The organism is Halohasta sp. A2, assembly GCF_056175805.1.
Map to the genome: position 1 here is coordinate 22059 of NZ_JAQFWV010000035.1, position 8633 is coordinate 30691.

Consider the following 8633-nt stretch of genomic DNA (forward strand, 5'->3'; position numbering starts at 1 on the left):
ATACTAGCCGGTAGGCGCAGTATACCATCAGGATACTTTCAGTTTGAGTCGCCACAGATAGCGGGAGAGCAACAGCAACGACACCATCGGGACGAACGACCTGTATTCGATCCCACTTTCTTCCTCACCGTAGTAGGCGGGCGTCGGTACGTCGACGATGTCGACCCCGTGGCTGTTGAGATGGACGAGTATGTCGTTGAGGAACCCATAACCGTCGTAGAGGCTCTCGATCTCCAACCGCTGGAGGGTTGCGCTGCTGATAGCAGTGTACCCATTCTGTGGGTCGGTCATCCCCCAGTAGCCGCTGGCGATCCGGGTCAGTCCCGTGAGAATTGCGTTTCCGAACAGCCGCCAAGTCGACATCTGGTCTCTGAGTCTCGCGTTGTCGAGCCGGTTGCCTTTCGTGTACGCGGCTTCGCCATCCACGATCGGATCGAGAAACCGATCCAGTATCGTGGGGTCCATCTGCCCATCTCCGTCGATGACTGCAACGAGATCCATCTCGTCTTCAAGTGCGGCCGAGTAACCCGTCTTGATCGCTCCGCCTCGTCCCAGATTTTCTTCGTGGCGAATCGGCACGATCCCATGTTCCGGATGGCCACCGTCGGATGTCAGTGCTGACGCCGCATGCTCGTCGGTCGGCCGCACTCTCCATTTGGATGACTTGCTTTCGAGATATCGCTGTACTTCGGACCAGGTCCCATCTGTCGAACAGTCATCGATCACGTAGGTTCTGTCGACTAACTCCGGAATCTCGTCGAGTACGTCGCGTATGAACGGTGCCTCGTTGTAGACCGGCACGACGACTGCAACCGCACGGTCCCTGTACATCTCAGACACCACCAACGCATGCGGGACGGGCGGCCGGACAACGCCACTGTCGTCGGTTGTGTCGACCGTAGTGGCGGCCGAGCCACCCCTGCCGGGAGCGGACGCGATTCCATCCGAACACGACTGGAGACGGCTCACCGCTGGAGGATTCTCGAGGGCGACTTGCGACAATCGGCGAGATGAAGTCGATAAAGCTGGATTGGTCGGTTCTGTACGCGGTCATATGGCTGAACCGAGACGAACAAACCATATTGTAATGACTTGTTTGTGAAGTTTATCTGGTAGATAATCGTATACTACCGCCCCGGGAAGAACATAGAAGCATCAGCTTACATCCGCATAGTCGCACGGTTGGAAGCACATGGCAGTAATTCACCCTATTTTGTGCTAGTTACCACCCAATCGCGCTTCACATCATATATGTATTTGACAAATACACCGTTACGACACGCCAGTTGTAGTATGCATTGAATAACTAATGATTCTCCACCAGACCACCCGCATAGATGTCAGCGACTACCAAAATACGCCAAACGCTGTTGCTGCCGGGACGATCGGCAGCCGTTACCGTCGAGAGGAACTCACGGTCTCTTACTCTCCGAGGGGGCGCCGCATGAGGGTTCTCGTCACCGGTGGGGCTGGCTTTATCGGGTCCCACATCACCGAAGCACTGCTGGAACGGGGCCACGAGGTCGTCGTTATCGACAACCTTGATCCCTACTACGACGTCGACATCAAGCGGAAGAACATAATTCGGTGTCGTGCTTTCGACGAAGAACGTTACGAGTTCGTCGAAGGGTCGATCACTGACAAGTCTCTCGTCAAGGAGGTGTTCAACGGGTTCGATGTCGAGTTCGTCTACCACGAAGCCGCCCGTGCGGGCGTCCGAACCAGCGTCGAACAGCCCCTGTTTTACGAACAGAACAACGTCGGCGGCCTGCTGACGCTGCTTGAGGTTGCCACCGACCACGGCGTCGAGCGGTTCGTCAACGCCTCGTCATCGTCGGTGTATGGTCACCCCGACTACCTGCCGTACGATGAGAACCACCCGAACTACCCGAAAAGCCCGTACGGAACGACGAAACTCGCCGCCGAACACTACTGTGACGTCTGGCACTCGGTCCACGGACTCCAGACGGTGAGTCTCCGATATTTCACCGTCTACGGGCCACGGATGCGGCCGAACATGGCGATCTCGAACTTCGTCTCGCGGTGTCTCAATGGCGAGCCGCCTGTGATCTACGGCGATGGCGGGCAAACGCGTGACTTCACCTATGTCGACGACATCGTGGCAGCGAACCTGCGGTTGTTGGAGACGGATGCGGCCGACGGCGAGGTGATGAACATCGGCTCGACCGACACCATCACCATCAACGAACTTGCCGACCACGTCATCGCGCAGGTCCAAGCGGATCTCGAACCGGTCTACGAGGCCGAACAGCAAGCTGATGCACGGCATACTCATGCCGACATTTCGAAAGCACGCAATCTCATCGGCTACACCCCGTCCACCGACATCCGCGAAGGAGTCGGGCGATTTATCGACTGGTACCGGCAGAATCGTGAGTGGTACGAACCGCTCGTGGTCGGTGCCTGACGAAGGCGGCCGCTCTTTTTCGTAGTAGGTTCCACATAACGGTGGGTTCGGATACCCAGGCGAGGGGTAGATCGATGGTAAAACGAGGTAATTGTGGATATAACAAAGTCATAATCCCGATACGTATCTACTGCCATAATGAACGTTATCGCGATTGGGGCCCATCCGGACGATATCGAGATCGGGGCTGGTGGATCCGTTGCACTCCACCGGGCGCGTGGGGACACGGTTCGGTTTCTCGTTCTCACACGCGGCGGTGAGCTCTCGCCGCCAATGAAACGTGAGGCCGAAGCCCGAGACGCCGCGGAGGTTCTGGATGTCGACGACGTCCGAATCATGGGATACGAGGATACGAAGGTGCCGTACGACAACGAGATCGTTAAACGGATCGACGACCACCTCACGGAGATCGATGTCGACCGCGCCTACATCCACACCGAAGAGGACACCCACCAAGACCACCGACATGCGGCCCTCGCGTCGATCGCCGCAGGCCGCAATGCCGACGAAGTGTTGGCCTTCGAATCACCGTCGACGCGGTCCTCGTTCGACCCACAGTATTACAACACCCTGAGCGAGGAGTTCCTCGAACGGAAGATAGACGCCATCAAAAGTCACAAAAGCCAGAGTGAAAAGAAGTATCTGGAGGCCGAGGCGATGAAAGGACTCGCCCGGTTCCGCGGCCGACAGGCCAACACACGGTATGCGGAAGCCTTCCAAGTGATTCGTATCAGGGAAGACCAGACCGCGAACTACGAGCTGACAACCGAAATGCTGGACTGATCGGGCAGCCGTTGGGCAAAAACGATCCAGATACGTCGACGGCCGAGACGAATACAACGAGGCTGTTCAGTCGTCGGCGAGCGCCGTTTCCTGTGCGGTGAGGCGCTGTTCGGCCTCCTCTCGATCCTCGGGATAGCCGATATCGATCCGCCAGCCGTCGATCGGAATCGCGTCGATCGTCCGCCCGCTGCGGATCAACAGGTCGATCGCCTCGCTGATCTCGTACTCGCCACGGTTCGATGGCTGGACGAGCCGACAAGCCGGGAAGATCGCCGGTGAAAACGTATAAAAGCCGGTCATGACGAGGTTCGAGTTCGGCTCGTCGGGTTTCTCGACGACATCGGTGATCTCGCCATAGGGATTGGTTTCACAGACCCCGTACCGGTCGGCCTCCTCCCACAGCACCTCCTCGACGAGGAAGGCGGCATCCGCCCGGTCTTCCTGCTGTCGACGGATCACATCGCGGAGGTTCGCACTGAAGACGTTGTCGCCCAACATGAGCATGAAGTCGTCGTCGACGTGGTCCTCAACGGTCAGCAACGCGTGTGCGAGGCCCTTCTGCTCACGCTGATGGGTGTAGGTGATCGGGATGCTCTCGAACTCGTCACCGTAGTACTCAATGATCTCCTCCTTCATGTAGCCCACCACGAGAATGAACTCGTCGGTACCGAGTTCGGCGAGCTGTTCGAGACAGTGGGTGAGGATCGGTCGCCCGTCGACTTCTATCATGCCCTTCGGTTTGTCGTCGGTGAGTGGACGGAGCCGTGTCCCCTTACCGGCGGCGAGAATGACCGATTTCATGCGACCACCGCCAGCGTCAACGGAACGGTAGCTATCTGGTACATCAACTATCCCAGTCTCACGAGAGTTGTTTTGTTATGCACACAATACGAACCGACCACACCGTACCAAACGGTTTGTGGCGCGTGAAAGATCGGTAGGTAGAACATAACTATCCGACTGAGCCCGGGATCAGAGGGCCACATTCGGGGTTCAGTATCCAGTAGCAACCGAGCTTGCGTCCGTTGTCGACGGGCGACGTACGCCTTCCGCTTAGCACCCGTCAGGACCGTGAGGTCGACATCCGACTCGGTACCGAACTGAGAGAGACGGGCCTGCGTCATCGCCGATCATCCCTAGTGTTTGCGAAGCCTATCGTCCGACGGCGGTGGGCCTCAAGACGAGAGCTTCTGGTGCTTGATGCGCCCGTGTTGTTGTCCATCAAGCGACCGAATTCGGGTGAGGAAGGTAAACTCCTCGTAGTCGTTAGTGGCAACGAGGTTAGTTCGACGCCGTCGGTCGTCAGGCTTGAAATCGGAGGCCGATTCTCTTGGCCCAGCTTCGACAAGGACGATGAACTCGCGGTCGGTGAGCTGGAGGACAAGTTCGTTGTCATCTCCAAGGTTTTCGCGGACTTTCAGACCGCGTTTTTCGAAGGTAGAAGCGACATCAGAAAGTGAATCCCAGCTAGCGATATCATTCGCTGTGATCTGCTGGAGTGTAGCCATAGCGATAAATTTCCACATAGATATATATAGTGCCTAGCGTAACTTCTGAAGGTATCCACCAAGGTACTCGTCAATCCATGAGGCAGCGAAACTCAGCCGAGTCGTAAGTCGCTCAAAGAGCTCAGTGAGGAGAGCGCGGTATTCTGCCGCGCTCTCCACGATCAACGGCGATGCATCCCATTTGAGGCTTTTCCAGACTTGCTCGATTGGGTTGAGATCAGGCGAGCCAACGGGGAGAAACACGAGATCAATACCCAGTTGATGGGCTCGCCTACGCGTGTATTCACACACGTGCGACGAGAAGTTATCCAAGACGAGCAGAATTCGCTGACCCGGATTCTGCTCGCGGATCCCTTCGAGACAGTCACAGATCCGTTCTTTCTTTTGATTGGCTGGAAACTGAATGACACTCTCACCGGAGGTAGTTGGATAGCAGGTTTCTAATCGCAAGACAGCGTAGGGGTAGCTCAAAATTGTCATTTTGGAATGATGGACGTACGTCGACTAATATTTTCTAAGGCGAGTTTCTATTGACCAATCGTAAATTTAGCCGGTATAAATACACGCTCAATATAGTGATATAAAAATAGAATCTAGTTATATATGATATCAGACACAAAATTCGACGATAGAGCGTCATAGACGGTCGTTTTTGAATGAAGGAACTGCTATCCAACTACCACCGGAGAGTGCGTAGAACCCGACCGCTGGTTCGTCTAACTTCACCAGCGGTCGGGTGATATGTGGATCATCCACGGTGTAGAGCCGTTGTGAATTGTCCCACGGTTGTGGATGCGATGTGTCGAGAAATCCAAGGACGGTTCCGCCATCTGTACGGATTTCCTTGTCAACGATCCATCCCTCTTCGTTATCACCCTCGCGTTGGTTGTGCGGCTCATCAGCCACCTCGTCGAACGCGTCGCCGACGCGTTCGTCGAGAATCTCTTCGGCGTTCTCCGGTCGTGATGGACGCTTCGTCCGTGGAATTGCGTAGGAAAGACCGAGATCTTCGAGGAACGTACTCAGGTATACTGGGTGAAATTCTACGTCGAATTCGTCGTTGATGAGATGCTGAATCTCCTGTTTCTTCCACGGTTGGCCGTCACGAAGTAGTTCCAAGATGTGTTCTCGTTGGTCCTCGCCGAGCTTCGGGGGCCTGCCGCCCCCGAAGTTCGGCATCAGCAGTCCGAGACCGCCTTTGTTCCATCGTCGAGCCCAGCGTGTTCCTGTAGCGGAGGACCTGCCAACGTCATCAGCAGCGTCCTCCAGCGTTGCTCGCTTGTAGACTCGTTTGATGAAGATCAGCCGCTCAGTGAGTTTCTCATCAGTAGACTCCGCAAGAAGTCGGTCGAGATCGTCCTCACTGAGATGACGGACGATCTCTTTGCGGCGATCTCCAGGCATGATTTCATATCAGATGCCACCTTCATAACTTTCCCTAACCACTAAACGATGCTGTCTCGTGCGCTTTTCTGGCGGTGGTCAGGTGCTCATCATGTTCCAACAGCTCTCGGCGGATTCCTTGAGTACCCCAGCACAGACCATGGCTTGGCAGTCTACGTGGCAGGTACCAGCAAATTCCCCCGGCCTTGGTTTGCTGTGGGTTAGTCTTCCGATTGTGATGGAACGATCCCTTTCAATCTGGTGCTGGCGAGAGATATGCGCGTTCTATTCAGCACGGGTTCGAATACACATATAGGGACAGACATATTCTCCGTTTCTCAAACGCCCGAATTCAGCCGCCTCACGCCTGAAAGGACAATTCGTTCGACAGTCGACCCAGCGCCTGCAGCGCCCACTTCCTCACAACTCGTTTCGGATCAAACCTCAATCACTTCGTAGAAGCGTCTGTTCACCCGTATCCGTTCCTCGGTGACCATCTTGCTACTAAGTCGACACTGAGGGGTTAAATCAGATGGTCACAAGTAAGGTATCATATTGAGACGGTCCATAGCTATTTATGTCTCACAGAGGACAGTTACTCGAATATGTCGACCGATGACGGAGCCGACAACGGGTTTGAGTGTCCGGTGTGCGGCGAGACCTTCGACACCGAAGCCGAGCGGGACGAACATCTCACACAGAACCACCCTGACTAACTGTCGCCAGCGGGTCCCCAGAAGATACAAGACCGAGACGGCGCGACTCGTCCCATGCCCCTACTCCAGTTCGATACAACGCTCTCGCTGTCGGCTGCGGAGAAAACGTCGTTTGCGGAGACGGTCACAGAGTTGTATACGACAGAGATGGACACAACCGAAGGTCACGTCGCCGTGACGATCCGCGAGCGGGAGTCGGCCGACCTTCATCTCGGCCGGGCTGTAGAGGGGCCACTGGTGTTCCTGGATGCCGAAATCCGGCGCGGTCGACCCTTCGAGCGCAAGCGGGCGTTCGCCCTTGGGGTGATGGAATACGCTGGGACCACATACGGTGTTCCGGACGAGAACATGAAAGTCGTGTTTACCGAACATCCAGGAGAGGCGATGATGGGCGTCGACCGTGTCGGCGGCGAGTGGACCGAGGAGTAACCAATCTAATAGTTGTGGTCGCCTCGAATCAGCCCGCCCACGTCGGCAGCTGGGTGAGGTCGATACCCCAGACCAGCGGGAGCCAGGTCAGCGCGAGGGCAATAACCAGAACGGTGCCAATAATGTTGAGCCCGAATCCGGTTTTGGCCATCTGTGGCATCGTGATGTAGCCCGTCCCGAAGACGACGGCGTTCGGGGGCGTTGCGACGGGCAACATAAACGCAAAGGAGGCGGCGGTCGCCGCACCGATCATGATCCCGTAGGGATGAATCGAGAGGCCGACCGCGAGTGAGGCCATGATCGGCATCAACATCGCGGAGGTCGCCGTGTTCGAGGTGACTTCGGTCATAAAGATCGTTAGGAGGACCACGACAGTCATGACAAGCATGATCGAGACACCCTCCAGGCCACCGAGCAGGCCACCGATCCATTCGGCGAGCCCCGTTTCTTCGAATCCGGCAGCGATAGAGAGCCCGCCGCCGAAAAGCAGGATGATCCCCCAGGGGATGTTGACGGCAGTCCCCCAGTCGAGCAGGAAGGTAAACGAGCCGTCGGCTTCACGGGCGGGAATCAAAAATAGCACCAGTGCGCCAGTAATCGCGATCACACTGTCGGCGATTCCTGGAATGAGCGGTTCGAGAACGAACGACCGCAAGATCCAGGCGGCTGCTGTCGCCGAAAACACGACCAAGACGAGTGACTCTTCACGGCTCATCGGTCCCAGTGCGTCGATTTCTTCGTCGATGATCTCCATGCCGCCGGGCAACGTATCCATATTCGGCGGAATGACGAACCTAGTAACGTACACCCAGATGATCAGGACCCCAAGAACAGCAATCGGGACGCCGTACAGCATCCACTGGGCGAAGGTGATGGTCTGGCCGAACGTCTCGTTGATCGCGCCGACCAACACGAGATTCGGGGGTGTGCCGATGATCGTTCCGACGCCGCCAACCGAGGCCGCATAGCCGATACAGAGCATCAGCGCCGTCCCGAAGTTGAACTGGCCCTGTTCGGTGGGAATATCTGCGCCGGTGCGGTCGACGATGTCGCTCGTCTGGAGGATGACTGCCAACCCGATCGGGGTCATCATCATCGCGGTCGCAGTGTTCGAGACCCACATCGAGAGGAACGCCGTCGCGATCATGAATCCGAGAATAATGCGTTTCGGCCCGGCACCGACCACGCGGATCGTCCGCAGGGCGATGCGTCGATGGAGGTCCCAGCGCTGCATCGCCACCGCATTGACATCCTCCCGCGCCTGAAGACGCGGGAATCCCACGGCACCGCACCGCTGGGTTGGGATATTACGGTTTGTAGTCCACCACTTGTGCCTGCGGTTGGAATCCGCTGGACAAGTCGTAAAGGTAGACTCCAGGCTGTGCC

The 8633-nt window shown here is 56.6% G+C and carries 7 protein-coding genes and 2 pseudogenes; 3 read left to right on the forward strand and 6 right to left on the reverse strand.

The window, feature by feature from the left end:
• Nucleotides 1-27 precede the first annotated feature (27 nt).
• Nucleotides 28-969: a glycosyltransferase family 2 protein gene (locus tag O2S87_RS11135; RefSeq protein ID WP_475408865.1), complete on the reverse strand. Its 942-nt coding sequence runs from the start codon at nt 967-969 to the stop codon at nt 28-30.
• A gap of 475 nt (nt 970-1444) precedes the next feature.
• Between O2S87_RS11135 and O2S87_RS11140 the strand changes: the two genes are divergently transcribed.
• Both O2S87_RS11140 and O2S87_RS11145 read left to right on the forward strand, forming a co-directional pair.
• The gene (locus tag O2S87_RS11140; protein ID WP_475408866.1) at nt 1445-2428 is read left to right on the forward strand and encodes an SDR family oxidoreductase; all 984 of its coding nucleotides are present in this window, start codon (nt 1445-1447) and stop codon (nt 2426-2428) included.
• 138 nt (nt 2429-2566) lie between these two features.
• On the forward strand, nt 2567-3211 hold the full coding sequence (locus O2S87_RS11145; RefSeq protein WP_475408867.1) for a PIG-L deacetylase family protein: 645 nt from the start codon (nt 2567-2569) through the stop codon (nt 3209-3211).
• Between the two features lie 66 nt (nt 3212-3277).
• On the opposite strand, the gene aglF is transcribed toward O2S87_RS11145, so the two are convergent.
• The 4 genes and pseudogenes from aglF to O2S87_RS11165 all read right to left on the reverse strand — a co-directional run.
• Complete coding sequence (aglF, locus tag O2S87_RS11150) at nt 3278-4012, reverse strand: UTP--glucose-1-phosphate uridylyltransferase AglF (protein ID WP_475408868.1); 735 nt, start codon at nt 4010-4012, stop codon at nt 3278-3280.
• A gap of 374 nt (nt 4013-4386) precedes the next feature.
• Nucleotides 4387-4719, reverse strand: coding sequence for a hypothetical protein (locus O2S87_RS11155; RefSeq protein ID WP_475408869.1), 333 nt, complete (start codon nt 4717-4719; stop codon nt 4387-4389).
• A gap of 33 nt (nt 4720-4752) precedes the next feature.
• Nucleotides 4753-5139, reverse strand: a pseudogene (locus O2S87_RS11160) (IS630 family transposase); the annotation flags it as partial.
• 240 nt (nt 5140-5379) lie between these two features.
• Nucleotides 5380-6123, reverse strand: a pseudogene (locus O2S87_RS11165) (IS630 family transposase); the annotation flags it as partial.
• A gap of 749 nt (nt 6124-6872) precedes the next feature.
• Here O2S87_RS11165 and O2S87_RS11170 point away from each other — a divergent pair.
• The gene (locus tag O2S87_RS11170) at nt 6873-7247 is read left to right on the forward strand and encodes a tautomerase family protein (RefSeq protein ID WP_475408870.1); all 375 of its coding nucleotides are present in this window, start codon (nt 6873-6875) and stop codon (nt 7245-7247) included.
• Between the two features lie 28 nt (nt 7248-7275).
• On the opposite strand, the gene O2S87_RS11175 is transcribed toward O2S87_RS11170, so the two are convergent.
• Nucleotides 7276-8529: an SLC13 family permease gene (locus O2S87_RS11175; RefSeq protein ID WP_475408871.1), complete on the reverse strand. Its 1254-nt coding sequence runs from the start codon at nt 8527-8529 to the stop codon at nt 7276-7278.
• Between the last annotated feature and the right edge of the window lie 104 nt (nt 8530-8633).